A 25,325-nucleotide genomic window follows, 5' to 3' on the forward strand; every position below is an offset into this window, starting at 1 on the left:
AGGGAGATCATGGGTCGCATGGCCGAAGAAACGAATACCGATCCGATGCGGATCGATGTGGAGCTGGTCCGCCAGCTCGCGCAGATGCTCGACGAAACCCAGCTGACCGAGATCGAGGTCGAGGACGGCGGACGGCGCATCAGGATCGCGCGCAAGGCCGCCGCAGCGGCGCCAACGGCGCATTACGCGCCGGCGCCTGTCGCCGCGCCCGTGGCAACCGCCGCCGCGCCGGTCGAGGCCCCGGCGGCCGTTCCTGCCGCGAACGCGGTCAAGTCGCCGATGGTCGGCACCGCCTATCTGTCGCCCGAGCCCGGTGCGGCCTCGTTCATCAGCGTCGGCAAGACGGTCAAGGCCGGCGATACGCTGCTGATCGTCGAGGCGATGAAGGTGATGAACCCGATCCTCGCGCCCAGCGCCGGCACCGTCCGCGCGATCCTGGTCGAGAGCGGCCAGCCGGTCGAGTTCGACCAGCCGCTCGTGGTCGTCGAGTAAGCCATAATGGCTGAAATCAAGAAGCTCCTGATCGCCAATCGCGGCGAAATAGCGCTGCGCATCCATCGTGCCTGCCATGAGATGGGCATCAAGACGGTCGCGGTGCACTCCACCGCCGATGCCGACGCGATGCATGTCCGGCTCGCCGACGAAGCGATCTGCATCGGCCCGCCGCCCGCGACCGAGAGCTATCTCAACGTCGCCAACATCATCTCGGCGGCCGAGATCAGCCATGCCGACGCGATCCATCCCGGTTATGGCTTCCTGTCCGAGAATGCCCGTTTCGCCGAGATCGTCGAAGCGCATGGCATCATCTTCGTCGGGCCCAAGCCCGAGCATATCGTCACCATGGGCGACAAGGTGGAGGCGAAGCGCACCGCGGGGGCGCTCGGCCTGCCGCTCGTCCCCGGTTCGGACGGCGCGATCGGCGACGTGGTCGAGGCCAAGGCGATCGCGGGGGAGATCGGCTATCCGGTAATCATCAAGGCCGCCTCGGGCGGCGGCGGGCGCGGCATGAAAGTGTGCGCGTCCGAGGATCAGCTCGAAACGCTGATGATGCAGGCGGGCAGCGAAGCCAAGGCGGCGTTCGGCGACGCGACCGTCTACATGGAAAAATATCTCGGCAACCCGCGCCACATCGAGTTCCAGGTGTTCGGCGACGGCCAGGGCAATGCCATCCATCTCGGCGAGCGCGACTGCTCGCTGCAGCGCCGCCACCAGAAGGTGCTGGAGGAGGCCCCCTCCCCCGTGCTCGGCGCCGAGGATCGCGAGCGCATGGGCGGGATCGTGTCCAAGGCGATGTCCGACATGGGCTATCGCGGCGCGGGCACGATCGAGTTCCTGTGGGAAGACGGCGAGTTCTACTTCATCGAGATGAACACAAGGCTTCAGGTCGAGCATCCGGTGACCGAGATGATCACCGGTCTGGACCTGGTGCGCGAGCAGATCCGCATCGCCGAGGGGCATCCGCTGACCCTGCGCCAGCAGGACGTGGTGTTCCGCGGCCATGCCATCGAATGCCGCATCAACGCCGAGGACCCGCGGACCTTCGCGCCTTCGCCCGGGCTGGTGAAGCAATATCATGCGCCGGGCGGCATGAACGTGCGGGTCGATAGCGGGCTCTATGCCGGCTACCGCGTGCCGCCTTATTATGATTCGATGATCGCCAAGCTGATCGTCTACGGCACCACCCGCCAGGGCGCGATCCGCCGCCTGCGCCGGGCGCTGGAGGAGTTCGTGATCGAGGGCATGAAGACGACCATTCCGCTGCATCAGGCATTGATCGAGGACCCGGATTTCCAGGCGGGGGATTATACGATCAAGTGGCTCGAGGAATGGCTGGCGCGGCAGGAGGATTGAGTTGTGGAGAGACCTTCTCCCCTTGTGGGAGAAGGTGGCGCGTAGCGCCGGATGAGGGGGAGTGAGGTTCGGGACACAGGCGAGTGTCCCCCTCACCCTTCCCAAGCTTCGCTTGGGCCCAGCATCGGGTCGGTCATGCCCCCGGCATGACCTGAACAGCGCGGGGCGCTGTTCACCCAATGCTCCTCATCCCACAGGGGGAGAGGGAAATATGTTCATCGGTCATTACAGTGCAGCGTTCGTGGCGGCGACCTCGCCGAAGGCGCCGCGGCTGGGCACGTTGTTCGTCGCGGCGCAGCTCGTCGATCTCGCCTTCTTCTCCTTCGTGCTGCTCGGCGTGGAGCATATGCGGCTCGTCCCCGGGATCACCGCGATGAACCCGATGGATCTGTACGACATGCCCTGGACTCACAGCCTCATCGGCGCGCTGGCCTGGTCGGCGGGGTTCGCGCTGCTGATATGGCTGTGGCGGCGCAGCGGCGTGACGGCGCTGATCGGTGGCGCCGTCGTGTTCTCGCACTGGCTGATCGACCTGTTGGTCCACCGGCCCGATCTGACACTCGCGGGCGGGCCGCCGCCGTTCGGGCTGGGGCTGTGGAATTATCCGGCGATCGAGATGCCGCTCGAACTGATCCTCGCTTACGGCACGCTTGCCTGGTTCACCCGGAAGACGCGCGGGCCGTGGGTGCCCGTCGCGGCGCTGGCCGTGGCGATGGCGGCGTTCCAGGCGTTCAACTGGTTCGGGCCGCAGCCGGCGACGATCGTCGATCCGCCGCCGCCATCGCTCGCCATTCTCGGACTCCTTGCCTATGTGCTGCTCGCGCTGCTCGCCTGGTGGGTGAGCCTGACGAGACAGTTGAAGGTTGGGAGTTGAGAGTTGAAGGCGACGATCTGGCATAATCCGCGCTGTTCCAAGTCGCGCGAGACCCTGGCGATCCTGCAGGAGGCGCCCGGCGTGGAGGTCGCGGTGATCGAGTATCTCAAGACCCCGCCGACCCGCGAGAAGCTCGCCGCGCTGTACGAACGCGCCGGCATGACGCCACGCCAGGGCCTGCGCATGGCCGAGGATGCGGCGCGCGGCCTCAAATATGCCGAGGGCGACGCGATCCTGGATGCGATGATGGTCGATCCGATCCTGATCGAGCGGCCGCTCGTCGAGACCGAAAAGGGTGTCCGGCTCGGCCGGCCGCCGGAGAAGGTACGCGAGATTCTCTGAGGGATGCGCGTGCGCGGCCCCGATCGAGACGTTCTGCGATCATTTGCGGATTCCGACGACGAGCTTCACCGTGCGTGAATGCTCGAGCGTGTCGAGATTGCGTCCGCGATCATAGCCGAGCCCGATCGACAGATTGTCCGACGGCGCGAAGGTCAGGCGAAGCCCGAGCCGTTGGGCATCCCCGAGCCCGCGCTCCAGATTCTCGCGCAGCGCATAGGTGCCGGCCAGCGACAGGATATCCGCGTTCGCCAGCTTCAGGCGCAGCTGGGCGGCAGCATCGAACCCCAGCCGCGTATAATGCGGTGCGCCCGCCAGATCGGTCTTGCGGCCGATATCGCTGAAGCCCGCATGATCGCCGACGCCGGTAAGCTTCCACGAGAAGTCGACGCCGCCGCCCAGCGGCGCGGCGATAAGATTGCCAGGGATGGGAAAGCGCGGTGTCCATTGGGCGGCGACGGACCAGCCCGAGGAGTCGAAGCGCGTATCGGTGAGATAGCGCACGCTCAGCGCATAGAAGTGATTGGCGGTGGTCTTCCCGCGGGTTTGCACGACACCGCCGAGTTGCAGACCGAGATTGAGATTGTCGACCTTTGCCGTCGCGGCATCGCTCGCTTTCTCATATTCGAGCTGCGTGAAGACAAGCGGACGAATGCGCGCCATCACCTTGCTGCGCCCCGCGTCATACGCCTTTCTACCGATCGACCGGTCGCCAAAGCCGATGCCGAGCGTGCCGTAGAATGAATAGGTGTCAGTGTCCGCATCCTCGTCGCGCAGATAGGCGAACTCCGCGAACGGGCGGTCGGTAAGCTTTGCCGCCGCGAAATCGGTCGGCTCCTTGGCGATCAGCAACTGCCCGACACCCCCGCCATCGGAGGGCGGCGGCGTGTGCTCGGCCGACGGGATGCACAGGAAGCGGTAGTTCGCGTCGCTCCGATCGAAAATGTCGGCAAGCACGGCCGCGGTGTCGGCCGCGCCGAGCGGACCGCCGCTGCGCGCCTGCACCTCGATGCCACCATCGGCGAGCGGCAGGAAGCGTCCGGCCCCCTCTTCCGTCGGCGCAGTCCAGCCGCCGACCGTGCGGCTGACCAGCAGATACGCTCCCCGGTCATCGCCTTTCCCGGCGATGAAGAGCGGCGCCAGCACGCTCCCCGGTTGCGCCAGCAGCGGCGCAACGTTCTTGAAGGTCACCACATCGCTCGACAGCAACGCCTCGTACAGCGCCGCGGCCTTGATCTCACCCCGCCTGTCGCCGGTGGGCGTGCAATGCTTCGCGATCAGCGGGGCGAGGTTGTCGATGAGGTTCCGGTCCGGCCTCTCGGCCCCCGGGCGTGCCTGCGCGGCGGGAGAGGCGGCGATCGCCAGCCCCGTGGCGGCGGCGAGCAGCGCGCGGTTCACAGATACTTCCCATTGGCCAGCACCTGGTCGCGCACCCAGGCGGCGAGGGAGAGATAGGATTCCTTGCCCAGTTCAGTCATTTCCGCGTCGCTGCCGCTGGCAAGCGAGACGAAGATTCCGAGATCGTGGATCACATCCTGCACGCAGCTCAGCAGGACCCGCACCTTGTCCGCATCGTCGAACACATCCGCGACCGTGTCGGTCAGCGAAGGTTCCTCGGCCGGCACGCGCAGCACGCCGTCGATCACGCAGGTCTCGGCCTGCGCCTGCGAGAAGTCGGCAACGCCGCCGCCCGGGTCCCGCGCCGCCGTGAGCGCATGCAGCGCCTCCATCGCCGCGGCGGCGGGCGCGTGCGGATAGCAGGTGGCGGCGAAGTCATAGTCGAGCGTGTCGATATCCGCGCCGCCCGGGATCGGATGGTGATCCCGCGTCAGCGCGCCGGGGATCTGGTAGCACATGATCGAATTGCTGTCCGCGCGGGGCGTGCCGAGCAGGGAGCCATCCTCGATCGGCGTGAGGACCTGCGCGATCACTTCCTCGCGCGACCAGCCCTGCGTCGCCATATAATAGGCGATGGCCTTTTCCCGATCGATCTTCTCGACCAGTTCGCGGCGCATATGTTCGTGCGGGAAACCCAGGGTGTGGCCGGTCTCGTGCCGGACGACGCGAATGAACTCGCTTTCCGGCGTGTTCATGGTGAAGCCCTCGAGATTCATCGTGGGCTTGTCGGCGTCGATCAGCAGGACATCGGTGCCGAGATAGGACCAATAGCCGCCATCCTCGCCGCCGCCGCGCGCAATGCGGACCTGGGCCTCGCCGCTGGTCTCGGTGAAGGCGACGTTGGCGCTCGTCCCCCATGCGTTCATGTGCGCGAGGATGCGCCGGCGCAGCACCGGCTCGGGATTGTCGAGAAATCCGACGGTCAGCCGCACCCCGTTGGTCTTCCATTTCCGCTCGATGAGAATTGAAAGCGATGCGCGGTCGAGGTCGTGCGTGGGAAGCAATCGCTTGAAGCGCGTGACGGGAGAATAGTTGCGCAGATTGACCTCGACGGCCTTGATCAGCGCGCCGTCGATCGACGCTTCGGGCAGGCGTTTGGGCGTGCAGGTATGAACGGTCATGACGCACTCCTGTGGTAAGAAGTTGGGATGCCGACGACGCGTCGGCGGACAGGACTATTTCCTGGGCGGCTCGGCCGGCGCGAGGGCATTGCCTTGTGCGCCGCTGGCGGGCGTGCATTTCGCGGTGCACTCCGCAGGCCCAGGCTTGCCGACGACCGCGCCGCTGGCGACCGCGGCGATGGAAAGGAACAGAATCGAGCCGATCAGCAGGGCCAATGCAGGCCCCGCCTTGGACAGGCTCTCGCTCAGCGACGTCAGCGCCTTGACGAGGTCAGTGAGTTCGCCGACGCTCACCGGGGTGAGCCCCTGGGCCTTTACGGCCATCTGCCTGGCCGGTTCGGACGGCCTTGCGGTTTGCGCCTTCACACTCAACCAGAGAAACAGCGCGAAACACAGGCCGCCCATCACCAATGCGGTGATCGTGACAATGGCTTGCATGATCTTCCTCCTTCGCGATCCGGGTCGATCGCAACGAGGAGACAGTCCTCCCATCAGGGTCCGGGCAGCGTGAAATTCCTGTTCGCCGAGCGTGAAAAAGGGAATTCGCGCCGAAACGGTTCAGAATGTCCCGATCACGCGCCAGCCGCCTGCAAGATGGCCTCCAGCATCTGGCGATGCTCGGGTCGGCGCATTTGCCGCGCGAGCGCCGGTCCCGGACCATTCACCAGCGTGGCGGCAAGCGTGCGGGCCTCTTCCTGCCTGCCGAGCAAGTGGGCGCTCACGCACAGGCCGAGCGCCGTCGGCGGAAAGCCCGGCGTCGCACGGTCCGCCTCGACGAAGAAGTGATAGGCGTCCTCGATCGTGCCGCGCTGGAGCGCCGCGAAGCCGATGCCCGACAGTGTCTGCCCAAGCGCGCCGGTCGCCGGGTTGATCCGCAGCGCCAGCTCGAACCGCTCGGAGGCACGCTCGGCGTCGCCGCGCAGTACGTCCACCCAGCCGCCCCAGAACAGCGTCGGCTGGTGCGCCGGCAGCAGATGCAGCGCCCGGGCGACGATTCGATCGGCCATCTCCAGGTCGCCGCCGATATTCATCAGCGTGCCCGCGCAATAGCCCAGCGCCTCCACATTCTCCGCCCCGAAGCGCATCGCGGCCTGATAATTGCTGATCGCCCGGCGCAGCGTCGCCTCGCGGTCCGGCGAATAGTTCATGAGATAGGCGATGCTGCAACAATAGGCGGCGAGCGAGGTGGCCCAAGGGCAGGTCGGATCGTCATTGACCAGCTGCAAGGTCAGGTCGAGCGCCTCGGCGATCGCCTCCTTCTCCCAGCTACGGAACAGGGCATTGGCGCGCCAATAACGTTCATAGTCTCCGGAGATCGGGCCAGTCAGGCGCAGGCTGCGCTGGCGTTCGGCATGATCCACCTTGGTCCATATCTGCGGTGCGATCTTTCCGGCGATCGCCTGCTGGAAGGTGAAACTGGCGTCGATCCGGCCGATAAAGGTGTCCGACCAGAATTGCTCGCCGTTCAGCCCGTCGATCAGCGATGCGAGCACGCGCAGATTGTCGCCGTCGCTCAATATCGTGCCGTCGAGCAGATAGCGCACGCCCAGTCGGCTGGCGATCTCGGGGCGCGACCGCCCCTCCTCCGCCAGGAGGCGCGAAGCGTTGCTGGAGACGATGAAAAGTTGCGGAAAACCACTCAGGCACACGCTGATCTCACCTGCCAGCCCGATGCCGAGCCAGGCCTGGGGATCGGGGCCGAGCACGGTAAAGGGGAGGACGGCAACCGACGGCTTGGGCGGTGGCAACGGCCGCGTACCCAATGCCAGGGTCTCGCGCGCGGTCGGCACGGCGCCGCCGAAGATCTCGTCGGCGCTGGGCAGCGGCTCGGCAGGCTCGGGCAGCGCCAGTTCGATCATGTCGCGCACGCGCTCGCGCTCCTCGCGCAGCCAGTCCTCGAACTCGTCGCAATCCGGCAGATCGATGCCTTCCAGGAAATCGCCACCGAAGCGGGTGCGGGCATCGGGCGCGCTCACGCCGAGCGCGAACACGTCGACTTCCAGCCGGTCGATCGCCAGCGCCACCCGTTTGGTCTCGCAGATCAGCAGATCGCTCGCGCCATGATCGGACAGCACCCTGCGCAGATTGGAGAGTTCGCGGCGCAGGCTGTCCTGTGCCTGTTTGGGCGCGCGAGCCCCCCACAACATCGCCTCCAGCTTGCGGCGGGCGCGCACGCCGCCCGACGAAACGACGACGATCGCAATGAGCGCGGCGGCTTTCTGGCTGCTGATCTCGATGCGGCTGCCATCGGGCGCAAAAAGCCCGAAGGGCCCCACCAGATTGAGCCGATAGCGCTGCATCCCCAATTCCCCGCCCCCACGGCCGATGCCGGAACCCGTTACGCAGCGACGCCCGTTTCACGCTTTTCGGACTCTGCGCCGCTTAAAGCCCCCGGCAACGAGTGAATCCTTTCCTAACGCCAAAGAGGGGCAACCGAAATGCGAATCGCGGCAATCATCTCCGTCCCGGTTCTTTTGGGGGGGTGCGTCCATCTGGGCGCACGACCGATGCAGTTTCGCTGCGGCGACATGCTCAGCGGCAACATCGAGAGCTATCAATCCACGCCGCTCTTCGCGGAACTGCAGCGAGACGCCGGATATGACGAATGCCCAAACGGGCTGGACGGCAAGCCGGATTGCAGCGGAATCCGGTCGTTCCAGATCGATGGCAGCGGGAGCGATCCGATCATCGAGGCGCTCAAGGGCTGGGAGGACCGGCGGGCGAGTATCCTGTCGGACAAGCGAGCTGCGCCGCTGGAATTGCCAGTGCTCATGCTCTCCGGCGGTGGCAGCTGGGGGGCGTTCGGGGCCGGCTATCTGAACCAGCTCGGCAAGCGGGACTGGGCGGTGGTGACCGGCGTGAGCACGGGGGCGCTGCAGGGGCTGTTCATCGCCGCCAACGACTATGCGGGCCTGGAGGCCGCCTATCGCATCAAGGACGAGAGCGAGCTGTCAAAGAAGAACGGTCTGCTCCGCATGCTGTCGCGTGGATCCGAAAACGATATCACGCCGCTCCGGGCGAAGGTCATGGCCTATCTGCTCCCGTCGGACGGCTCGGAATCGCCGTTGCTGCGCATCGCCCGCCCCGACAGCCCCGCCCTGTCGGTCGCGACGGTCGAAGCGCGCAGCGGCGACCTGAAGGTAGTGCACATCACCCGGCTGGTGCGCCAGGCGATCGCCACCAACCAGCCGCTGTCCCGCGTGGCCGAATGCGTCGCCGGCGCCGCGATCGCGTCAAGCTCCATCCCGGTGCGGCTCACGCCCGTGCAGATCGACGGGCATAGCTACACCGATGGCGGCGTGCGCAGTTCGGTGTTCGATACCGGCATCGGCGAGCGGATGACGAAGTTCCTGGCACGCCCCGATGCCCGCGACCGGCCGCACCTCTATGTGATCCGCAACGGCCCGACGATCGTCTTCCGCGACGCCGATGACAAGGACCATCCCGGCACCGCCGAAGTCGATGCAAGGCCGGATATCCTGCGCCTGGGCCTGCGCGGCTATTCGACGATCGTGAACCAGAACGAGCTGATGTCGATCGCGAGCCTGCGCATCAACTATCCGAAGGGGCCGATCAGCGTGATCTCGGCCGACGGCTTCAACGCGCCGCGCCCCAAGCCGGGCGACATCTCGCACCCGGCCGGCGAAGTGCCAGTGATTCCCCCTTCCTGCGGCCCCCGCCCGGCCGCGCTGTTCGACAAGACATTCATGAACTGCCTGGCCGATTGGGGGCGCTTCAAGGCCAGGTACGGGCCTGGCTTCATTGCGCTGTCCGAGCTGGAGATGAAGCACCTGCCCGCCACTCCCGGTGGCCGCTGAACCGATCCGTGAAGGAGCAAGCGATGCCCAAGATCACCTATGAGTCCAACGTCGACTGGTCGAACTTCCACTATACGCTGGGCGTACCGACGCCACAAAACCCCGTTCCGCACCTCCAGATCAGGAGCCTGGCCCATATCGATGCGAGCGATGTGACGATGCCATCGGGGCTGGCCCGCTTCGCGGCGACCGGGGCTGTATTGTTAGACTATCTGGCCAAACTCGAAGCGCAGAATCCCGCACCTCCGACCGGCTTCGCCGCCGGCACCACCGGCAAGTGCTGGAGCTTCGCGCCGTTGATCGGCACGCCTGACGCACAGCTCGATGCGCTTGGCCTCAAGGGGACCGAGATGCTCGCCGACGACGAACGCGACCCGCGCTGCCGGTCGGCCGCCGATTTCGTGGCGCTGACCAGCGGGGGGACGACGTTGCGCGACCTCGCCGACTGGGCGGAAAGCAGGAACCGCACGATCCACACCAGCGGTACCTTTTTATGGCCCAGCGTCGCCGGATCGATCGGCACGTCGAGCCATGGCTCACGGCTCGGCTTTGGCGGTATCCAGAATATGGTGCTGGGCCTGCACCTTATCGTCGGCAGCGGCGAGCATGTGTGGATCGAGCCGGCGTCAGCGCCGCTGCTGAGCGCCCAGGGTCTGGCCAGGCTGGCGATCAACGGCAAACCGCCCAGGCTGGTACGGGACGATGATCGTTTCGAGGATGCGCTGGTCCATCTCGGCGCGATGGGAATCGTCAACGGTATGGCCCTGGAGCTGACGACCAACGACCATTTCACGGTGATGCGGCGCGTCGACATCCTGCAGCCCGCGTTGCTGACAAGCATCGCCGCCGGCGACTTCACCGCCATGGCCCAGCACCTCGGCTGCAAGGCCGCGCCGCTGTTCTACGAGGTCACGATCAATCCGCACGCGTTGTTCGACGATGTGTCCACACACACCATGTATTTCCGCACCAGCCGCGCCGCGTTCGTCTCGGAATCCGCCAACATCCAGCATCCGGACCTGGTGCTCATGGAACTCGGCGATCTGCTCGTCAACGCGGTGGCAAACGCACCGGCCACCATTCCGATGGGCTTCGCCACCAAGGCCGCCGGCACCGTCCCGGCCTGGGTTTTCTCGCTCCTCATCAACGCGCCGTCGGCCTTCGCCCGGTATCTCGGCATGCAGCATTACGACATGATCAATGGCGACTTCGATCCGGACGGAGCAGACGCACCGGGACCGTTTCGCTGGAGCCAGATGCATGACGGGGAAATCACGGGCGACCGGCCGGGCGCGCTGTACAATGCCTCCTTCGCCGTCCCGCTCGAGCAACTTGCGCAGGTGCTGCCGCTGCTCTGCGCTGCCGTAAGGGATTTGCCTCCGTCGTTCGTGTTCACCGTGCGTTTCGTCGAAAAGGCATGCGGCACGCTCGCCTTCACTCGCTTCGAGAAGAATGCGGTGATCGAGATCGACGGCCTGTCGCCGCTGATCTGCGCGATGGCCCATGCGACAGTCAAACCGACCTTGTCCTACGCCGCGGACCTGAAGGCCGCCCTCGAACTGCTCGCCGACACGCTGCCGCAAGGTGCCAAACTGGTGCGCGACACGCTGGACGGCAACCACATCCCCTATTCGATGCACTGGGCCAAGCGGGGCGAGCTCGACAAGAACAAGGTCTATGCCGATTATGGCCACCCACAGCTAAAGGACTCACTGATCCGCCAGTGGCGCGATACGCGAGACACGTTGCTCACCCCGTTCGGCAAGCGCGTGTTCCGCAACCGGGCGGTTGTCGACTATGGCCTGCTCGATCCCTGAACAGGGCAAGGCGCCGAGAGCAAGGCGAGCCGCGCCAGGAGTTTCAGCCAGGGCCGGATTCCGCTCGACCAGCCAAGCACGGGTCGCTCAGCCTCGCGCCCTGGGGACGCCGCCCGCCCGCCATTCCATGCGCCACGAAGCGCCGGTGTCCGCCGTCTTGCGAAAGCCGATGCGGCGATAGAGGTGGATGGCGCGGCTCATCTTGTCGACGTGCAGGCTGACGCTGCGCCCGCCCTCCGCCGCGGCACGCTGCACCGCGGCGAGAAGCCCGGCGCCGAGGCCCTGTCCGCGCCATTCGGGCAGGACGCTGATATCGACCAGGCGCAGATCGGGGCGCCCCGCCGCCTCGGTCCGCCAGAGGTCGATGCGGCCGATCGGCCGATCCCCGGCGAGCACGACGAGACGCTGCCCGCCGAGCATATGGTGCGCGTCGAAATGGCGGCACTGGAGATCGAACTGGCTACTCAGGAAAAGCGCGGCGGACAGCGGATCGAGCCCGGCAGCCGCCACTTCCTCGGCCCGGGTGCTGCGGTAGAGGTCGCGCAGGAACGCCAGATCCTCCGGCTGCCGCAGCCTGAGGCCGATTCCGCGCGCCTTCCACTCGGCCGACAGCGCCAACCACGGGCCACTCGGCCCCACCCGTCCGGCCCCGATCAATCGGGGCGCGGCGGGTAGGTCCCGTCGTTGCAGATATAATAGGCCATGACGAGATAAGGCTGGACGTTCGGGTGCGGATCCGTGCCCAACTGCACATTGCCATAGCCCACCGAAACCTTCACGCCAAACGCCGTATCGTTGGTCGCCGGTGGAATATCATAGGCTTTGATGGTCTGGCCCGCAGCCGTCAGCGGCCGGCTCAGGAACGACGTCCCGACCAACGACGGCGGCGTGCCGGTCGTCTGCGCGACGCCCGTCATGCCCGCTATCCCCGCGCTCGACACCTTGGCGGTGACGACATGGGTATGGGCCGGCGCCTCGTTGAAGACCAGCGTCACGGTCTCCTGCCCCAATGTCCCGGCAAAGGTATAGGGCGTGCCCGTCTTCGCGGTTCCGAAGCTCAGCGGGATGCGGCCGTTCAGATTGGGCACGTTGAAGTAGGTCTTGTTGTCCCCGCCGAACCTCGACCCCAGCAGACTGTAGAGCGCCTGATTCTGCATCAGACCGACCTGCTGACCGCTGCAGACAATCCACCCGATCGGGGCATAGCCGAAAGGAAACATGCGAATTTCGCCAATGAAAGCATCAGCCATAAAAATCTCCTGTGGTCAGGATCACGAGTTGAAGTCGGGATAGGTGCCGTTCACGGCCATCACATAGGACAGCACGAGACTTGGCTGCACATTGAGGTGCGGCTGATTGCTCCCGCCATTCGTGATCACGCTCCCCGGGGCGAGAGTCACCATCGTGCCGGCCTGGGATTCGTTACAATAATAGAAATCCGATCCGACATTGGCCGGCGCATTGTTCGACGCGGGTATCATGGCGGTCGCCGTGCTGTTCAGCGCCGATATCGTGTGTGTATGCGGCGGCACCGTCGCCAGGGTCAGCGTCACCAGTTCCGCCCCGGCGGACTGCCCGAGCGCATAATTGGTACCGCCGCCCGTGGTCTGGCCCTTGTGGACCGGGCTGCGGCCGCGCAGATCGGGGATACCGAAGGTCGAGACTCCGTCGCCGCCATAGGCCGTGCCAAGGAGCGAAAACAATGCCTGATACTGCGAAATGCCGAGCAGGCGACCGTCACAGGGCAGAAAATTGACCGGCGCAAATTGATCGAACGCCAAAAGGCGAATTTCGCCCAGGAAATAATCCGACATATATTCCTCCGCTTGATGGAGAGCACATTCAATTGCGCGCCGGCCAGAGGCCGCGCGTGGCGATGCAGATCTGCACCGCGAGAATCGGCTGCCGATTTTCATGCGCCCCGCCGCCGCCCACCGAAGAAAAGGTCGAAGGGTGCAGCGGCAGCCAGCTGGGGTCGTTGGGGTTCCCGGGCGTCGGCGCATAGAGATTGAAGGGCTGAATTCCCGTATTGCTGGCGAGCGCCTCCCCGATATAGTTGTTGGCGGGGCCGCTCGCCGTCGTCGTCGTGGACTGTGACGCAACGACGACATGGACATGCGGCGGGGTTTGAGTCGCCGTCAGCGTCACGCCTTCCGCGCCCCCGGTCTTCCCGAGCTGATAATTGGTCGGACCGGCGTTCGATTGGCCCTGTGCAACGGCGACGCGGCCCCGCAAATCGGGCAGCGCGAAATTGACCTTGCCGTCCCCGCCATAAGTGTTGTGAATGAGCGCAAAGAGCGCCTGATATTGCGTTATGGTCAGGATCTGGCCCTCGCACGGTAGCCACCCGACGGGCGTTTTTCCGAACGCGAACAGCCGCAATTCACCAACAAAATTTTCAGACATCCACTCCCTCCCACCGATTATCCTCTGGCGATTTCAACCGCACGTAACTTCACAACCTTGGCGCGCCACATCTTTTACAACAAGAAATGGTGCAATTTGTTCAGGAAGTCCGTTTTTAATCACTGCGAACAGAACAGATTTGATAACGGCTGCCATCATCAAATGCGACTATTGCCCGCCCCATTACGGGTGGGGCAGGTTCTTGAGATGAACCGGAAGCTGCGGTAAGTCCGATGAGACATAGGGAGATAAACAAGCTTGCCGCGGCGCGACGAGCTTCGTAAATCCCCGGCGGTCCGTTACGGCAACTAATTGATATGACGGGAGTGATGATGACCGAACAGTGCAATACCGACGCTCTTGTGGGCCAGCGCGCGGCCGATGCCCCGCCGGCCCTTTGGGTCGCCCCGCTCCAGTGCGTGACGGTCTTTTCGGTTGCGGAGTTCACCGAAGGTGGGGCGTTTCCTCCCAACGACGACGGTAACGGCACCTGGACGACATCCTGAACAGCCAGAGATAAGCCGGCACCTGGATCACTCTCCAAGCCACGACATCTTCGGCATGTCTTGCCGGGACTTTCGATGGAGAGCCGAAGATCCGTCGTATTGGGATTTTACTTCGTCCTTTACGTCAAGATGATCTTTCAATCCAGCCAGTCGAGACGCGCGACATCTTTCGGAGATGGCGCATTTCTGGTACGACGACGCTCTCCCGATCATCGGCCTCGCGATTGGCGGGAGGCCTGCACGGCGGCGCCCGCCATGACCTTGCAGGGCCGACCATGACCCGCGCGCCATCGACACTGCCCGCATGACGGAATTCCGCGGCTATCTCGCCTTCGAGCGGGAAGAAGGCTCACCGGACGATCGAGCGCGGGCGGGCGCGGGATTCCTCGCGGCCGGTGTCGGGCCGCCGCGCGCCTGGTTTGACGAGCATGCGGCGCTGGCGCTCGCTCAGCGGATCGTGACCGAGGAAGATCGCGGAGAACGCCAGCCGATCGAGGACCCGGCGGGGCGCGTCATCCTGTTCAATGGCTATCTGTTCGACCCTTCCGGGATGAGCGCGGCCCTTGGCCTACCGCCGCGATCGCCCGATTCCCGGATCGCCGCGGCGTGGATCGAGCGATATGGTTTCGACGAACTGCACCGGCTGAAGGGCGACTATGCCTTCGCGCTATGGGATCCGAACCGGCGGCAGATGCACCTGGTGGTCGCGCCGATGACGATCCGGGTCGTCTATTGGCATGCGCGGCGGAAAGGCTTCTGGTTCGCCACCACCTTGAGCGCGCTCCACCAGTTCCCGAGCGTTCCCCGGCAGATCGATCCGTTGCAGCTGGCGCTTCACTTCACCGCTCACGTCGCCGATCCAGCGGATACGCTCTACCGGCAGATCCGGTTGCTGCCGCCGGGAACGCATCTGACGGCCGATGCCCGAGGCGTGCGGGAACGGGCCTTTTGGCGCCCCGACCCCAGCCGCCGCCTGACCTTGCCGACACCGCAGGCTTATGTCGAGGCGGCACGCGAGCGCCTGGACCAGGCAGTGCGGCGCCAGCTGCGCGGCGCGAGGACGCCGGGCGTGCTCGCCTCCGGCGGGCTCGACAGCGCGGCGGTCGCAGCCACGGCGGCGCGCCTGATCGCGCCGGCTACCCTCCAGACCTATACCGCCGAGCCGCCGCCGGGACAGGCGGTCGAAAGCACCCAGGGCCGTTATGATCGCGAGCGGCCGCATGTCGAGGCGCTCGCCGCACGCTACCCGAATCTCGACGCCCGTTTCTGCCATTCGACCGAGCCCGCGTCGTTCGAGGAGGACCCGACCGCCCTGTTCGTCGCCGGGGGGCGCATGCAGTTCATCGCCAATCACATCGGCTGGTTCGACGCGGCCTATCGCGCCGCTCGAAACGACGGGCATGTCGCGCTGCTGACCGGTGCGATGGGCAATATGACGCTGAGCTTCGATGGCCTGCGCGGGCTGGGCGACTATGCGCGGGCCGGGCGGCTGGACAAGCTCTTCCAGCTCCTGCCCGGCGCGGCACGGTTCCGGCAGCAATCATTGTGGACCATGATCAAGGCTCATGTCCTGGCGCCCTCCCTGCCCCCTGCCGTGCGCGACGGGCTGTGGCGCCGGCGGCATCCCGGCGAGCGCCCTTGGGCAAGCTATGCCGCGATCCGCGCCACGTTTGCAGCGGAGATCGATCTGGAGGCCATGCTGCGCGCCTCGAAGGTGGACGCGCATTATCAGATCAGCCCCGACAGTCGGAAATTGGCGGCGCATTTCCTGCAGACGCAGCGGATCCGCATTCTCGAGACGCTCGGCACGCTGAGAGCCTTTTATGGTTTCGAGTTGCGCGATCCCCTGGCCGACCCCGATCTCGTCGATTTCTGCCTGGCGATCCCGCGCGACCAGTATCTCCTGGGCGGAGAACCGCGCAGCCTCGCCCGGCGCACGCTGGCCGACCGGCTGCCGCCCGCCCTGATCGCCGAACGGCGCTATGGCCAGCAGAACCCGGAATGGTTCGCCCGCCTGTCCGTCCAGCGCGCGCGTTTCGCCGACGAGATCGACCGGTTGAGCCATGTGCCGCTCGCCGCCGAGATGCTGGATCTGCCGCGGCTGAAGCAGTTGATCGACACGTGGCCCGCCGATGCCGCCGCGGCGGCGGCCCGGCGCTTCGACTATGAGCATCTGATACCGCGCGCGATTCAGACCGGCCGCTTCATCCGCTGGGCCGAGGGCAGCAATCAATAGGCCGGGAGATAGCCGAGGCGACGCATGACCGGTCCGTGATCGGCCTCGATCCGCGCGACCTGGTGCGGTGTCAGCCGGTCGCGCCAGCCCTGCACCCGGCCTTCGCCGAAAAACGCCCGCCCTTCCCATTCAGTGAAGCCTTTGTCCGCCTCCTGTGCGCGCAGCGTCTCGATCGTGGTGGCCGCGATCGCCAGCCGCACGGCCTCGGGATCGACCGGAAGAACCAAAGCGGCGAGGATCCCGGCCAAGGCGCCCTCGGGTTCCGCGCGCAATGCTTCGTACCGAACGATATGCGCCGGGAAGGGCCGCGGCGCGCACCAATCCTCGACATTCTCGCTCCAGCTGCCCCAATGATCGAACAGCTGCGGTCGCAGGCGATGGCGCGACCGCTCCATCCGCTGGCCGGGCGTGCCCATCACCGCGATGGCGGCATCGACGCTCACGTCCAGATGCCGCGCCAGCGACAGCGCCACGTCGCGCGGATCGCGCACCAGATAGATCGCGCCCGATGTCAGGTCGGCGGGGAACAGGCTGGCGATCCCCGCAACCGGCCTCCGCATTTCATGAGTCTTGAAAAAGACCGGCGGCGTCTCGGCCCGCGCCCAGGCGCGCAGCGCGGCAAGGCGCCAGGCCAGAATCTCGTCCTCGGTCAAATCCGCCGACGCGATGCCGATATCCTCGTCGAACTGCGCGCGATCCTTGCCCCGCCGGCCGGCCAGCGCGATCGCATTGATGTCGACCGCCCCGCCCCCCGCCAGACAGGATTGCAGCAGCAGCCGCAGCCAGGTGTTGCCCGATTTCGGATAGGAAGCGAGCCAGTAGATGTCCGTCATGGCGGCGAGGCGCTCAGCGAGGCCAGGATCGAGTCGACCAGGCGCGGAAGATCGGCGAGATCGTCGCTGCGCGTCGCCTCGACCACCGGGGCCGCTTCCACCAGCCGGGCCATGCCCCTGAACATCAGCGCCTGCTGGCCGAGCCCGAGCCCCAGCTTCCAGCGGTGCACGAGATCATAGCGTCGCAAGGCCTCCAGCCCGCTCAACCGCCGGAGGCGCGGTGGCCCGGACGCGTGGTTGGCGCGCAGGAACAGGGTGCAGACGGGCGATAGCGGATCGGGCTGGAAGCCGGTTTCGCCAAGGGGGATATGGTATTTCTCCAGCTCCTCCCGGCTGCGTTCCAGGCCGTCGGTGGCAATGGCGAGATGATCGGCCGAATCCCGCCACAGCTTCAGGCGCGGAAAGGCGGGACGGATTTTCGGTCCGTCCGGCCCGTCCAGGTCAAGCGCGCAGAGATCGTCGCCGAGCAGCCGATAGCCCCGCTGGACGAAGGCGGCGGCGAGCGTCGATTTCCCCGCGCCGGAATTCCCCGACAGCAGCAGGACGTGGCCATGGATATCGACCGCGCTGGCGTGAAGCGGCACCAGCCCGCGCTGAAAGCAGAGAATGGCGAGCACCGACCCGAGCAGGAACACGCGGATATCGGGCGCCTCCAGCGGCAGCACCGGCTGGATGATCACCCGCCGCCCGGCCTCGACCCAATAATCCGCCACCGCCGGAATCGTCACACGCGCGCCGGTCGGCAGGATCTGCACGGCGGGGCTGAAAACCGGCTGTTCCGGATCGAGCGGCGGCACCGCGCCGATCTCCACGGCAAGGTCCGGGTCGCGGGCATTGCCCCGCCACGGCAGCAGATCGGGAAGCGGCAGGGCGCTTCGCACGCGCCAGCCGAAAAGACCGTAATCGTTCATGCGCTCCGGCAGCTTTCGCCCCCGCGCGGAAAAGCGGGAGAAATATCGACGGTGGGACATTTTATCCGACCATGAATGCCGGACGATTCCTATACTGTGCCGATGGCAGGTCCGAAAGGGTTCGACACGATGATGGCAATGGACAGGGTGGTCGTGCGCAAGGACGGGATCCTCGATGCGCAGCTCGGCGCGGAAACCGTGCTGATGGGCGCCGACAATGATCAATATTACGCCCTGACCGCGACCAGCCGCGATATCTGGCATCGGCTGGAAACCCCGACCCGCGTCGGCGATCTCTGCCAGGCGCTCGCTGAGGCCTATGGCGTACCGGTCGATACGGTGGAGCCCGACACGCTGGCGTTTCTCGACTTTCTCCAGGCGGAGAGGTTGCTGGACTGAAGCCAGGACCGCAGTTGCTCTGTGGGCGTTGCCGTCTTGATAGCGCCCCGCGACGCCTGCAAAGTCGGTCGTGACCGACAATGCGGGAGCCGTTCTTGACCGACCGTATCGCCAGCCTTTCGGAGCGGGAGCGAGAGGCGTTGCGGCTCCTGTTCGCTGGCCACGACGCCAAATCGGCCGCCAATGCCCTCGGGCTTTCAGTGCACACGGTGAACGAACGCCTGCGGGAGGCACGGCGCAAGCTCGGGGTGTCGAGCAGCCGCGAGGCGGCGCGCCTGTTGTGCGCAACCGATGCGGAAGTCCCCAAATTCCTTGGGGACAAGGATATCGGGGTTGGCGACGGGATCGCCGCCATGGCTGTTCGCCGTCGGGACGCGATGCGGACCGCAGGCGGCAACCGCCTGCTCCTCTATGCAGGTGGAGCACTACTGATGATATTCCTGACTCTGTCCTCGATCATGTTCTGGGTCTCGGCACCCGACCAGAAGAACGAAGGCCCGGTCCCCGCCGCTGCACCCAGGGTCGTCGCGACCTATCCGGCGCGGGATAGCACGATCCCGTCCGGGTCGCTCACGCTCTCGGTCACGTTCGACCAGGCGATGCGCGACGGGAGCTATTCCTTCGTTCAGATGTCGGAGGAGACCTATCCGACATGCGAGCCGCGCCCTCAGGTTTCAGCGGACCGGCGGACCTTCACGCTCCGTTGCACGACCTTGCCGGGCCGGAAGTACGAAATCTGGTTCAACCGGGCGCCCTATATGAACTTCAGGTCCGTGGCGGGCACGCCCGCCCAGCCCTTCCAGCTGCTGTTCAGGACGCGCTGACGAAGGGGTCGGTCGCCGTCGCATAATGCGCCATCGCCATGGTGGTGAGCTGGGCGTTCACGCGGATGCAGCTCGAAAAGGTGCTGGCGTCAGTGACCAGCACATTCGCCGTGCCGTGGACGCGGCACTCCAGGTCGACCACGCCCTTTTCCGGATCGGCATTGCGCGCGTTGCCGCCCTGGGGATGCGAGCTGGACAAAGTGACGTCGTCCGCCTCGCCGATATGGCGATCGAAGAACGCATCCACGTCCTCGCCCCGGTGCAGGGTCTGGCCGCGGGCGAGGGCTGGATAGACTTCGGTCGCGCCGGCGGCGAAATGCACCTTGGCCAGCGTGCCGAGCGCACGGCGGAGCAGGGGTAGCTCGACATCGGCGCGGAGCTTGAAGTGGAGCGAGCCGCCGATCAGCCGGCCCTGGCGGTCGGCGGGGAAGAGGATGCCCGCCGAGGCGAGCTTGTTGTAGTTGAGCATGCGTTTCGCATGGCGGCCGAACCAGCCGGGCATCAGGGTCGACATGCTCATCGGCGGCTGGAAATGCGATTCGAGCAGGAAGTCGCCGCGATCGACATAGGTCGCCATCTGATCCTCGTCCCAGGCACGGACCTGGCCGGGCATCAGCGCCACCACCGGGCAGGCGATGTTGAGCGAGATGCCCTCCCCCGTGCCTTCGATGCCGCTCTTGTCGAGGATCCGGCTCGACGCCATCGTGCCGGCGGCGACGACCACGCCTTTCTTCGCCGCGATGGTGCGTCGGCTGCCGTCGGGGAGCAGGACCTCCACGCCGGTCGCGACGCGGCGCCCTTCGAGATCGGGATCGCCCCAGACGATCTTCTCGACCCGGGTCTCGGGCAGGATGCGGGCGCCCGAGCGGCGGGCGTCGATCAGGAAGGACTGGGCCATGCCCTGCTTGCGGCCGTAAGGGCAGCCGGTGTTGCAATAGCCGCAATAGGCGCAGTCCGCCTTGAGGCTGCGCGGACCATAATTCTTGCTGAACCAGAGCGCGGGGGCAGCGGTGTCCATCGGGTCGGTGCTGGCGCCGGCGTGCGTCGCCCAGCCGTTCAGCAGATGCGTGCCGTTGTTGCGGCCGGCCTTCGGATCGATCGGTTCGATGCCGAGCCGGGTCTCGACCGCGCGATAGGATTCCTCGAACCGCGCGACGTCGACCGGCGCGCCGAGCGCGGCCCAGGTGGCGAACACGTCGTTCGCATGCGGGTGCGTGAGGCCGTCCTGCTTCACGCGCAGCGCGATGCCGTTGTTGATGACGGTCGAGCCACCGACGCAGTGGCCCTGAAAGACGACGATGTCATGGTCGCGGCTGGTCTGGACGCCGCCGTCGACGAACAGCCGCGCGGTCATGCGGCGTTCCTCATGGGTGATCGCGCCCGAGGGGAAATGCGGGCCGGCCTCGATCACCAGTACATCGTGATGGCAGGCGAGATTGGCGGCGGAGACGGCGCCGCCGGCGCCCGAGCCGATGACGATGACCTCGGCCGAGGCCGGCGCCTCGGCGGGATCGAGCACATCGTCATGGCCGAGATCGCGGCCGGGAAAGGGCGCGATCGCCACCTCGCCCAGGCCGCGCTTGCGCTGGTGGGGAAGCTCGAAGCCGATCGCCTGGAAGATGGGATTGGCGTCATTGTCGGCCTCCGCCGCGCCGATCCAGTGGCCGTAATAGCCGGCATAGATGATGCCCCGGATGCGAGCGAGATCCTGCATGAGGTTGTTGCGGCTGCGCTGGAGCCGCTTCGCCACGCGCCGCTTGCGCCAGGCCGGGCCCATCCACAGGAAGAAGGGGCCGCCCATCAACAGGCAGATCAGATAAAGGGTGAAGCCGATCTCGCGCGGCTTGCCCCCTTCGACCATGCCGAACTGATGCTGGAGATTGGCGACGACGCGTTCGGGCGGGATCTTCATGTCGACGCCGTGGAACAGCGCCTCGGTCAACGCCTTGAGGATGACCGCCTGCAGCGGATTGAACGGTTCGCGCATCGCCGATTGCCCCCTTGGTCCCGGTCGTGACGCTAGCGGAGCGATATTGCAGCGGCGAGGGGGATGCGTCGGAAGTGCGACCGAATGGTTTTCCGCTTCGGCCGGAGAAGCGATGCTGTGACGACTGCGCCCTGTCGCTGCGCGCACGTCCCGCTGAAGCCCACGAGCATGGACTAAATCGCCCCCGAGATCGTCGCCTGCCGACGATCGGTGACCTCTGGCGCGAATACCGGGGTGGTCGACGTCAGCGCACTGAAATCGTCGGAATTCACGCCGGCGCGCCCATCGCGGACCTGGGCGGACACATTCTCGGGCTCGAAAAACCTCGCGGCAGCGTCATGGCATCGACATGCCGACGGACTGCGTAAGCTGTCCATATTCGCGATCACGCGTCGCGTACTGCTTGCTGGCGTATCACGATTTTGGCATGCTCCAGCCATGGAAACTGAGAAATTACCGTTCTGCAGTCAGCCTTGGACCACTCTATACGTCCAATGGGATGGTCAAGTAACCAGGCCTTGCATTCGTGGGCCTCAGAATATGGGCTCACTCGATTCCATCTCCGACATACGGAGTTTGTGGAACGGCGCCTCCTTTCAGAGCGTAAGGGATTCGGTGGCACAGGGCAGCCGATTAAATGCCGCCTGCCGCTCATGCTTTTCTTCGCCGACACGCACAATAGATCATTTGAATAGCTTTGGGCGTAATATTGGCGGAGATTTTGGTTTTGATAAAGTTGCGAATTATTATGACGTTTATGATTCGTGGTCTGGCGGCGTCGTTAATCCCAACACGGGCCCCATAGTCATTGTTATGGATATGAGCTCAAAGTGTCATATTCGTTGCCAGAAATGCTTTGTTTATCATTCCGATATGCAATACGGCCTCGGCCATATGCCCGACTCCGTTTTCGACAAGGTCAAGCCCCTATTTAGAACCGCACTTGAGGTTATCGGCCATGAGAATGGCGAATGCATGCTACACAAACGGTTCATCGAAATGGTTCGCGAAATCAAGGCGAACGGATGTCGCTTTATGTTCAATACCACCGGGCAGCTAATTACTCCGGAGCGCGCTGCTGAACTTGTCGACCTCGGCGTTGACAAGATCATGCTTTCAATTGATGCAACCGAGCCGGATACCTACGCGTATTTACACAAAGGTGGAACGATAGAAAAGACGATGCTGGGCATCCAAGCCATTAATGAAGAGAAAGCCAGACTCGGGGTTAACATGCCTCGTCTGGGCTGGTATTTCGTGGCCTGCAAGTCCAATATTGATCAGCTTGTAGCCGCCGCACGATTAGCGGTGGAATTGGGTTTTGGCATGATGTTTGTTACTCACCTAAATAAGCCAACGGGAGAGCAGTGGCGCAGCTATTTTGACTTTTATCGAAGTGAAAGTCTGTTTAGCGACCCTGTGACCCAGCAACAGTTTGTCGACGCCGTCAATGAGGCCCGGTCAATCGCCGAAGGAGCCGGGCTTGAGTTCTTCTCTGGCTCTGCCGACGCGTAGGGCAGCCCAGCTACGAACCTCAAGGCTGATGATTCGTGGAAGACGCATCGAGCCACCTCATCTCCCTCATAGATAGCAGCCCCAGCGAGCCGTCGGGCTTTGCCCCGTAAGTTAAGCCGTAACCCGGCTCTCCCGTGACACCACGCAATTTTGCCGTTTCGATAGCTGTTGCTCCTATCGACGCCCCTAGCCCCTGCCGCCCTCCCCCGCTAAAGCCCGCGGGCATGAGCCAGATCACCCCCGAGATCGTCGCCCAGCATGGGCTTTCCGTGGAAGAATATGAGCGCGTGCTGCACGCCATGGGGCGCGAGCCGAACCTGACCGAGCTCGGCATCTTTTCGGTGATGTGGTCCGAGCATTGTTCGTACAAATCCAGCCGCATCCATCTGAAGAAGCTGCCGACCACCGGCCCGCAGGTGATCTGCGGCCCGGGCGAGAATGCGGGCGTGATCGATATCGGCGACGGGCAAGCGGCGATCTTCAAGATGGAGAGCCACAACCACCCATCGTACATCGAGCCTTATCAGGGCGCGGCGACCGGCGTCGGCGGCATATTGCGCGACGTGTTTACCATGGGCGCGCGGCCGGTGGCGAATCTCAACGCGCTGCGCTTCGGCCGGCCCGATCATCCCAAGATGCGCCACCTGATCGCCGGCGTCGTCCATGGCATCGGCGGCTATGGCAATTGCGTGGGCGTGCCGACGGTCGGCGGCGAAGTGAATTTCCACCGCGCCTATGACGGCAACATCCTGGTCAATGCGATGACGGTGGGCGTCGCCGAGCAGGACAAGATCTTCTATTCGGCCGCTTCCGGCATCGGCAATCCGATCGTCTATGTCGGCTCCAAGACCGGGCGCGACGGCATTCACGGCGCGACCATGGCCTCGGCTGATTTCTCCGAGGATTCGGAGGAGAAGCGCCCGACGGTGCAGGTCGGCGACCCGTTCACCGAGAAGCTGCTGATCGAGGCGTGCCTGGAGCTGATGGCGTCGGATGCGATCGTGGCGATCCAGGACATGGGCGCGGCGGGCCTCACTTCCTCCTCGGTCGAAATGGCGTCCAAGGGCGGGGTCGGCATCGAGCTGGTGATGGACGCGGTGCCGCAGCGCGAGACCGGCATGACGCCGTACGAGATGATGCTGAGCGAGAGCCAGGAGCGCATGCTGATGGTGCTCAAGCCCGGCCGTGAAGCGTTCGCCGAGGCGATCTTCCACAAATGGGAGCTGGATTTCGCGGTCATCGGCCATGTCACCGACACCGGGCGGATGGTGCTGAAATGGCAGGGCGAGACCGTCGCCGACATTCCGCTCGGGCCGCTGGCCGACGAAGCGCCGGCTTATGACCGGCCTTGGGTGAAGACCCCGCCGGCGGCGCCGTTGACCAACGTGCCCGACACGAACGATATCGCGGCCGATCTGCTGAAGCTGATGGGCTCGCCGGATGTCGCCAGCCGGCGCTGGATCTGGGAGCAGTACGACCACATGGTCGGCGCCGACACGGTGCAACGCCCGGGCGGCGATGCCGCGGTGGTGCGCGTGCATGGGACGAGCAAGGGGCTGGCGATCACCACGGATTGCACCCCGCGCTATTGCTATGCCGATCCCTATGAGGGCGGAAAGCAGGCGATCGCTGAAGCGTATCGCAACCTCTCCGCGGTGGGCGCAAAGCCGCTCGCCACGACCGACTGCATGAATTTCGGCAACCCGCAGCGGCCCGAGATCATGGGCCAGTTCGTCGGCTGCATCGAGGGCATGGCCGAGGCCTGCGCTGCGCTCGATTTCCCGATCGTGAGCGGCAATGTGTCGCTGTACAACGAGACCAAGAATGACGACGGCACCGGGAGCGCGATCCTGCCGACCCCGGCGATCGGCGGCGTCGGGCTGCTCGACGACTGGTCGAAATCGGCGACGATCGCGTTCAAGGGCACGGGCGACGTGATCCTGCTGGTCGGCACGCGGCGCGGGCATCTGGGCCAGTCCTTGTGGCTGCGCGACGTGCATGGCCGCGAAGAGGGCCCGCCGCCGCCGGTCGATCTCGCCGCTGAGCGCCGGAACGGCGAGTTCGTGCGGGCGCATATCGCCTCGGGCGCGTTCACCGCGGTGCACGACGTGTCCGACGGCGGCGTCGCGGTGGCGATCGCGGAGATGGCGCTGGCGAGCGGCATCGGCGCGATGCTGCATGCCCCCCTGCCCTGTGGCGTCGCCTGCTCGTTGTTCGGCGAAGACCAGGGGCTGTATGTCGTGACGGTCGCCGACCATGCGCTGCTCGACACGCTGGCGGGCGCCGGTGCCGCGGGGATCGAGGTCGAGCGGATCGGGCGGACCATTGCCGGCCGGCTGATCTTCGAGTTGCCCGACGACGACCATGTCGTGACCCTGGCCGATCTGCGCGCGGCGCATGAGGGTTTCTTCCCGACCCTGATGGGCGATACGATCGTCTGAGCCCTTGGCGGAGACCGGCCCGGATCGGTCCGAAAATGCGTCAGCTCGG

General features: G+C 65.4%; 24 protein-coding genes and 1 pseudogene. 13 read left to right on the top strand and 12 right to left on the bottom strand.

Annotation, left to right across the window (positions count from 1 at the left end; all coding sequences use genetic code 11):
* Window positions 1-18: 18 nt before the first annotated feature.
* The 4 genes from accB (at window position 19) to arsC (ending at window position 3,067) form a co-directional block, all read left to right on the top strand.
* Window positions 19-492: an acetyl-CoA carboxylase biotin carboxyl carrier protein gene (gene accB, locus ACZ1I2_RS19150; protein WP_465172599.1), complete on the top strand. Its 474-nt coding sequence runs from the start codon at window positions 19-21 to the stop codon at window positions 490-492.
* Between the two features lie 6 nt (window positions 493-498).
* Window positions 499-1,851 (top strand): acetyl-CoA carboxylase biotin carboxylase subunit, encoded by a 1,353-nt coding sequence (gene accC / locus ACZ1I2_RS19155; RefSeq protein ID WP_465176186.1) that lies wholly within the window; start codon window positions 499-501, stop codon window positions 1,849-1,851.
* Window positions 1,852-2,062: 211 nt separating this feature from the next.
* On the top strand, window positions 2,063-2,725 hold the full coding sequence (locus tag ACZ1I2_RS19160; RefSeq protein WP_465176185.1) for a hypothetical protein: 663 nt from the start codon (window positions 2,063-2,065) through the stop codon (window positions 2,723-2,725).
* Window positions 2,726-2,728: 3 nt separating this feature from the next.
* The gene (gene arsC, locus ACZ1I2_RS19165) at window positions 2,729-3,067 is read left to right on the top strand and encodes an arsenate reductase (glutaredoxin) (protein ID WP_465176184.1); all 339 of its coding nucleotides are present in this window, start codon (window positions 2,729-2,731) and stop codon (window positions 3,065-3,067) included.
* A gap of 39 nt (window positions 3,068-3,106) precedes the next feature.
* On the opposite strand, the gene ACZ1I2_RS19170 is transcribed toward arsC, so the two are convergent.
* The 4 genes from ACZ1I2_RS19170 to ACZ1I2_RS19185 all read right to left on the bottom strand — a co-directional run bounded on the left by ACZ1I2_RS19170 (window position 3,107) and on the right by ACZ1I2_RS19185 (window position 7,883).
* Window positions 3,107-4,462, bottom strand: coding sequence for a hypothetical protein (locus ACZ1I2_RS19170; RefSeq protein WP_465172595.1), 1,356 nt, complete (start codon window positions 4,460-4,462; stop codon window positions 3,107-3,109).
* The gene (locus ACZ1I2_RS19175; RefSeq protein WP_465176183.1) at window positions 4,459-5,583 is read right to left on the bottom strand and encodes a zinc metalloprotease; all 1,125 of its coding nucleotides are present in this window, start codon (window positions 5,581-5,583) and stop codon (window positions 4,459-4,461) included. The genes ACZ1I2_RS19170 and ACZ1I2_RS19175 overlap by 4 nt, the downstream gene beginning before the upstream one ends.
* Before the next feature lie 54 nt (window positions 5,584-5,637).
* Entirely contained in the window at window positions 5,638-6,021 is a 384-nt protein-coding gene (locus ACZ1I2_RS19180; protein WP_465176182.1) for a hypothetical protein, read from the bottom strand.
* Between the two features lie 134 nt (window positions 6,022-6,155).
* Window positions 6,156-7,883 carry a hypothetical protein gene (locus ACZ1I2_RS19185; RefSeq protein ID WP_465176181.1) on the bottom strand — a complete coding sequence of 576 codons (1,728 nt, stop codon included), beginning with the start codon at window positions 7,881-7,883 and terminating at the stop codon, window positions 6,156-6,158.
* Between the two features lie 207 nt (window positions 7,884-8,090).
* Between ACZ1I2_RS19185 and ACZ1I2_RS19190 the strand changes: the two genes are divergently transcribed.
* Both ACZ1I2_RS19190 and ACZ1I2_RS19195 read left to right on the top strand, forming a co-directional pair.
* On the top strand, window positions 8,091-9,401 hold the full coding sequence (locus ACZ1I2_RS19190) for a patatin-like phospholipase family protein (protein ID WP_465176180.1): 1,311 nt from the start codon (window positions 8,091-8,093) through the stop codon (window positions 9,399-9,401).
* 23 nt (window positions 9,402-9,424) lie between these two features.
* Window positions 9,425-11,218, top strand: coding sequence for a hypothetical protein (locus ACZ1I2_RS19195; protein ID WP_465176179.1), 1,794 nt, complete (start codon window positions 9,425-9,427; stop codon window positions 11,216-11,218).
* Between the two features lie 87 nt (window positions 11,219-11,305).
* On the opposite strand, the gene ACZ1I2_RS19200 is transcribed toward ACZ1I2_RS19195, so the two are convergent.
* Genes ACZ1I2_RS19200 through ACZ1I2_RS19220 form a run of 5 tightly spaced genes read right to left on the bottom strand, consistent with a single transcriptional unit; the run spans window position 11,306 to window position 13,783 of the window.
* Window positions 11,306-11,836, bottom strand: a complete 531-nt coding sequence (locus ACZ1I2_RS19200) for an N-acetyltransferase family protein (RefSeq protein WP_465176178.1) — start codon at window positions 11,834-11,836, stop codon at window positions 11,306-11,308.
* A 35-nt stretch (window positions 11,837-11,871) separates the two neighbouring features.
* Window positions 11,872-12,468, bottom strand: coding sequence for a phage tail protein (locus ACZ1I2_RS19205; protein ID WP_465176177.1), 597 nt, complete (start codon window positions 12,466-12,468; stop codon window positions 11,872-11,874).
* A 21-nt stretch (window positions 12,469-12,489) separates the two neighbouring features.
* Window positions 12,490-13,032: a phage tail protein gene (locus tag ACZ1I2_RS19210; protein ID WP_465176176.1), complete on the bottom strand. Its 543-nt coding sequence runs from the start codon at window positions 13,030-13,032 to the stop codon at window positions 12,490-12,492.
* 28 nt (window positions 13,033-13,060) lie between these two features.
* Entirely contained in the window at window positions 13,061-13,624 is a 564-nt protein-coding gene (locus ACZ1I2_RS19215) for a phage tail protein (protein WP_465176175.1), read from the bottom strand.
* 33 nt (window positions 13,625-13,657) lie between these two features.
* Entirely contained in the window at window positions 13,658-13,783 is a 126-nt protein-coding gene (locus ACZ1I2_RS19220; protein WP_465176174.1) for a hypothetical protein, read from the bottom strand.
* A gap of 170 nt (window positions 13,784-13,953) precedes the next feature.
* Here ACZ1I2_RS19220 and ACZ1I2_RS19225 point away from each other — a divergent pair, with 170 nt between their 5' ends.
* Together ACZ1I2_RS19225 and ACZ1I2_RS19230 are read left to right on the top strand one after the other, a co-directional pair.
* A complete protein-coding gene (locus tag ACZ1I2_RS19225) occupies window positions 13,954-14,130 on the top strand; it encodes a hypothetical protein (protein ID WP_465176173.1) in 177 nt (58 codons plus the stop codon).
* Window positions 14,131-14,434: 304 nt separating this feature from the next.
* Window positions 14,435-16,366 carry an asparagine synthase-related protein gene (locus ACZ1I2_RS19230; RefSeq protein ID WP_465176172.1) on the top strand — a complete coding sequence of 644 codons (1,932 nt, stop codon included), beginning with the start codon at window positions 14,435-14,437 and terminating at the stop codon, window positions 16,364-16,366.
* Here ACZ1I2_RS19230 and ACZ1I2_RS19235 read toward each other — a convergent pair.
* Together ACZ1I2_RS19235 and ACZ1I2_RS19240 are read right to left on the bottom strand one after the other, a co-directional pair.
* Window positions 16,360-17,199: a sulfotransferase domain-containing protein gene (locus tag ACZ1I2_RS19235; protein ID WP_465176171.1), complete on the bottom strand. Its 840-nt coding sequence runs from the start codon at window positions 17,197-17,199 to the stop codon at window positions 16,360-16,362. The genes ACZ1I2_RS19230 and ACZ1I2_RS19235 overlap by 7 nt on opposite strands.
* The gene (locus ACZ1I2_RS19240) at window positions 17,196-18,110 is read right to left on the bottom strand and encodes an HPr kinase/phosphorylase (protein ID WP_465176170.1); all 915 of its coding nucleotides are present in this window, start codon (window positions 18,108-18,110) and stop codon (window positions 17,196-17,198) included. Before ACZ1I2_RS19240 ends, ACZ1I2_RS19235 begins: the two co-directional genes overlap by 4 nt.
* Window positions 18,111-18,212: 102 nt before the next feature.
* Here ACZ1I2_RS19240 and ACZ1I2_RS19245 point away from each other — a divergent pair, with 102 nt between their 5' ends.
* The gene (locus ACZ1I2_RS19245) at window positions 18,213-18,509 is read left to right on the top strand and encodes a PqqD family protein (RefSeq protein ID WP_465176169.1); all 297 of its coding nucleotides are present in this window, start codon (window positions 18,213-18,215) and stop codon (window positions 18,507-18,509) included.
* Window positions 18,510-18,604: 95 nt separating this feature from the next.
* Window positions 18,605-19,333, top strand: coding sequence for a helix-turn-helix domain-containing protein (locus tag ACZ1I2_RS19250; protein ID WP_465172579.1), 729 nt, complete (start codon window positions 18,605-18,607; stop codon window positions 19,331-19,333).
* Here ACZ1I2_RS19250 and ACZ1I2_RS19255 read toward each other — a convergent pair.
* Complete coding sequence (locus ACZ1I2_RS19255; protein WP_465176168.1) at window positions 19,320-21,320, bottom strand: GMC family oxidoreductase N-terminal domain-containing protein; 2,001 nt, start codon at window positions 21,318-21,320, stop codon at window positions 19,320-19,322. The two genes, ACZ1I2_RS19250 and ACZ1I2_RS19255, sit on opposite strands and share 14 nt — an antisense overlap.
* 438 nt (window positions 21,321-21,758) lie before the next feature.
* Here ACZ1I2_RS19255 and ACZ1I2_RS19260 point away from each other — a divergent pair.
* From ACZ1I2_RS19260 to purL, 3 genes and pseudogenes are all read left to right on the top strand, one after another.
* Window positions 21,759-21,917, top strand: a pseudogene (locus tag ACZ1I2_RS19260) (SPASM domain-containing protein); the annotation flags it as partial.
* Between the two features lie 18 nt (window positions 21,918-21,935).
* Window positions 21,936-22,835, top strand: a complete 900-nt coding sequence (locus ACZ1I2_RS19265) for a radical SAM protein (protein ID WP_465181670.1) — start codon at window positions 21,936-21,938, stop codon at window positions 22,833-22,835.
* Between the two features lie 224 nt (window positions 22,836-23,059).
* Window positions 23,060-25,276, top strand: a complete 2,217-nt coding sequence (purL, locus tag ACZ1I2_RS19270) for a phosphoribosylformylglycinamidine synthase subunit PurL (protein ID WP_465176167.1) — start codon at window positions 23,060-23,062, stop codon at window positions 25,274-25,276.
* Window positions 25,277-25,325 lie beyond the last annotated feature (49 nt).

This window comes from Sphingomonas sp. BL-S-29 (assembly GCF_055521495.1).

Coding starts and splice junctions, on each gene's coding strand:
- accB (WP_465172599.1), top strand. CDS start 19: ATGGCCGAAGAAACGAATACCGATCCGATGCGGATCGATGTGGAGCTG.
- ACZ1I2_RS19190 (WP_465176180.1), top strand. CDS start 8,091: ATGCAGTTTCGCTGCGGCGACATGCTCAGCGGCAACATCGAGAGCTAT.
- ACZ1I2_RS19230 (WP_465176172.1), top strand. CDS start 14,435: ATGACGGAATTCCGCGGCTATCTCGCCTTCGAGCGGGAAGAAGGCTCA.
- ACZ1I2_RS19245 (WP_465176169.1), top strand. CDS start 18,213: ATGGCAGGTCCGAAAGGGTTCGACACGATGATGGCAATGGACAGGGTG.
- ACZ1I2_RS19195 (WP_465176179.1), top strand. CDS start 9,425: ATGCCCAAGATCACCTATGAGTCCAACGTCGACTGGTCGAACTTCCAC.
- ACZ1I2_RS19180 (WP_465176182.1), bottom strand. CDS start 6,021: ATGCAAGCCATTGTCACGATCACCGCATTGGTGATGGGCGGCCTGTGT.
- ACZ1I2_RS19160 (WP_465176185.1), top strand. CDS start 2,063: ATGTTCATCGGTCATTACAGTGCAGCGTTCGTGGCGGCGACCTCGCCG.
- ACZ1I2_RS19220 (WP_465176174.1), bottom strand. CDS start 13,783: ATGATGGCAGCCGTTATCAAATCTGTTCTGTTCGCAGTGATTAAAAAC.
- accC (WP_465176186.1), top strand. CDS start 499: ATGGCTGAAATCAAGAAGCTCCTGATCGCCAATCGCGGCGAAATAGCG.
- ACZ1I2_RS19235 (WP_465176171.1), bottom strand. CDS start 17,199: ATGACGGACATCTACTGGCTCGCTTCCTATCCGAAATCGGGCAACACC.
- ACZ1I2_RS19225 (WP_465176173.1), top strand. CDS start 13,954: ATGATGACCGAACAGTGCAATACCGACGCTCTTGTGGGCCAGCGCGCG.
- ACZ1I2_RS19255 (WP_465176168.1), bottom strand. CDS start 21,320: ATGCGCGAACCGTTCAATCCGCTGCAGGCGGTCATCCTCAAGGCGTTG.
- ACZ1I2_RS19205 (WP_465176177.1), bottom strand. CDS start 12,468: ATGGCTGATGCTTTCATTGGCGAAATTCGCATGTTTCCTTTCGGCTAT.
- ACZ1I2_RS19240 (WP_465176170.1), bottom strand. CDS start 18,110: ATGAACGATTACGGTCTTTTCGGCTGGCGCGTGCGAAGCGCCCTGCCG.
- ACZ1I2_RS19215 (WP_465176175.1), bottom strand. CDS start 13,624: ATGTCTGAAAATTTTGTTGGTGAATTGCGGCTGTTCGCGTTCGGAAAA.
- ACZ1I2_RS19210 (WP_465176176.1), bottom strand. CDS start 13,032: ATGTCGGATTATTTCCTGGGCGAAATTCGCCTTTTGGCGTTCGATCAA.
- ACZ1I2_RS19175 (WP_465176183.1), bottom strand. CDS start 5,583: ATGACCGTTCATACCTGCACGCCCAAACGCCTGCCCGAAGCGTCGATC.
- ACZ1I2_RS19185 (WP_465176181.1), bottom strand. CDS start 7,883: ATGCAGCGCTATCGGCTCAATCTGGTGGGGCCCTTCGGGCTTTTTGCG.
- purL (WP_465176167.1), top strand. CDS start 23,060: ATGAGCCAGATCACCCCCGAGATCGTCGCCCAGCATGGGCTTTCCGTG.